This is a genomic window from Streptomyces sp. NPDC040410 (assembly GCF_055595715.1).
This window is the reverse complement of record NZ_JBVIVK010000060.1, coordinates 1-2021: the sequence shown is the minus strand read 5'-3', so window position 1 is coordinate 2021 and position 2021 is coordinate 1. Positions and strand designations below refer to the sequence as shown.

Annotated in this window: 3 protein-coding genes; all 3 read left to right on the top strand. The window is 67.0% G+C overall.

Going from position 1 to position 2021, the window contains the following annotated elements; translation table 11 throughout:
• Positions 1–14 precede the first annotated feature (14 nt).
• Positions 15–899, top strand: coding sequence for a carbohydrate ABC transporter permease (locus tag ACZ562_RS38205; RefSeq protein WP_471189305.1), 885 nt, complete (start codon positions 15–17; stop codon positions 897–899).
• Entirely contained in the window at positions 896–1771 is an 876-nt protein-coding gene (locus tag ACZ562_RS38200) for a carbohydrate ABC transporter permease (RefSeq protein WP_471189298.1), read from the top strand. The genes ACZ562_RS38205 and ACZ562_RS38200 overlap by 4 nt, the downstream gene beginning before the upstream one ends.
• Positions 1768–2021 (top strand): alcohol dehydrogenase catalytic domain-containing protein (locus tag ACZ562_RS38195; protein WP_471189296.1); only part of this gene is annotated, 254 nt, incomplete at its 3' end. The genes ACZ562_RS38200 and ACZ562_RS38195, both read left to right, overlap by 4 nt.

The following is a 2021-nucleotide window of genomic DNA, read 5'->3' as shown; positions in this document are numbered from 1 at the left end:
GGTCGGGCCGGGCGGTGGCTTGGGTCAAGCGTGCCCCGCTGATGCCCGCGCTGGTGTACATGGTGATCGTCACGCAGCTGCCGTTCGTCGCCACGCTGGTGATCTCCTTCATGAACTGGAACGCGCTGCGGCCGGACGAGCGCGGCTGGACCGGGTTCAGCAACTACAAGCTGGTCTTCACTGACCCGGACATGCGTGCCTCCGTGCTCACCACGGTCTGGCTCACCGCCGGTGTGGTGCTGCTGAGCCTGCTGCTCGGGCTCGGTGTGGCGCTCCTGCTCGACCGCAAGTTCCGCGGGCGTGGCCTGGTGCGCACCATGCTGATCGCCCCCTTCCTCGTCGTTCCCGTCGCGGCGGCGCTGCTGTGGAAGCATGCTCTGTACAACCCTGAGTACGGGCTCCTCAACGGCGCTCTGACCTGGATCTGGTCATTGTTCGGTTCGGACAGCCCGCCGCAGCCCGACTGGATCAGCAGCTCGCCGCTGGCCGCGGTCGCGGTCTCCCTGGTCTGGCAGTGGACGCCGTTCATGATGCTGATCCTGCTCGCCGGGCTGCAGAGCCGGCCCCTGGAGACCATCGAGGCGGCCCGGGTGGACGGCGCCGGCGCCTTCCAGATCTTCCGTTACCTGACTCTGCCGCATCTGCGCAGGTATCTGGAGCTGGCGGCGCTGCTGGGATCGATCTACATCGTGCAGAACTTCGACGCGGTCTACACCATCACGTCCGGCGGCCTCGGCACGGCGAACCTTCCGTACACCATCTACCAGACCTTCTACCAGGCACACGACTACGGCCGTGCCTCCGCGGCGGGCGTCGTTGTCGTCGTGGGCACCATCGTGGTGGCCACCTTCGCGCTGCGTGTCGTGTCGACTCTCCTGCGGGAGGAGAAGACTTCATGAGCACCAACACAGCCCACGCCCGGCCCCGTCGGCACAGCGAGCCCTTTTTCCGGCGTCATCCCCAGGCCTTCACCGGACCGGTGGCCTGGGCCGTGGGCCTGTTCTTCTTCGCGCCGTTCGCCTGGATGGTTCTGACGTCCTTCCACAGCGAGACGGACGCTGCCACCAATCCGCCCTCGGTCGCCGCGGGCCTGACCCTGGACGGGTACCGGGAGTTCTTCGGCGCCTCGACCGGGGCCAGTCCCTGGCCGGCTCTGACCAACTCGGCGACGGCCAGCGTCGTTTCCACCCTGTTCGTCCTCGGCCTGTCCATCCCCGCCGCCTACGCACTGTCGATCAAGCCGGTGCGCAAGTGGTCCGACGTCCTGTTCTTCTTCCTGTCGACCAAGATGCTTCCGGTGGTCGCCGGTCTGCTCCCGATCTACATGGCGGCCCAGAACCTGGGCATGCTGGACAACATCTGGCTTCTGGTCCTGATCTACACGACCATGAACCTGCCGATCGCGGTATGGATGATGCGGTCGTTCCTCGCGGAGATCCCCGTGGCGATCCTGGAGGCCGCCTCGATCGACGGAGCCGGTCTGCCGACCGTCTTCCGCAGGATCATCATCCCGATGGCCGCGCCCGGCATTGCCGCCACGTCTTTGATCTGCTTCATCTTCAGCTGGAACGAGATGCTGTTCGCCCAGGTCCTCACCGGGGTGCAGGCGTCGACCGGGCCGGTCTTCCTGACCAGCTTCGTCACCAGCCAGGGCCTGTTCCTGGCCAAGCTCTGTGCTGCGGCTGTCGCTGTGTCCATCCCGGTGCTCATTGCCGGATTCGCCGCCCAGGACCGGCTGGTCCAGGGTCTGACCATGGGAGCCGTCAAATGAAGGCCGCCCTCATCACCGAACAGGGCACCATCGAGATCGTCACCGTGGAGGATCCCGCCCCCGGTCCTAGGGAGGTCGTGGTGGCTGTGGCGGCCTGCGGCCTGTGCGGCACGGATCTGCACATCCTGCAGGGTGAGTTCGCCCCCCAGCTGCCCATCATCCCCGGCCACGAGTTCGCCGGCGAGGTGGTCGCCGTCGGCCGCGACGTCACCGAGCTGGCCGTAGGCGCCCGCGTCGCCGTCGACCCTTC

Coding starts and splice junctions, on each gene's coding strand:
- ACZ562_RS38200 (WP_471189298.1), top strand. CDS start 896: ATGAGCACCAACACAGCCCACGCCCGGCCCCGTCGGCACAGCGAGCCC.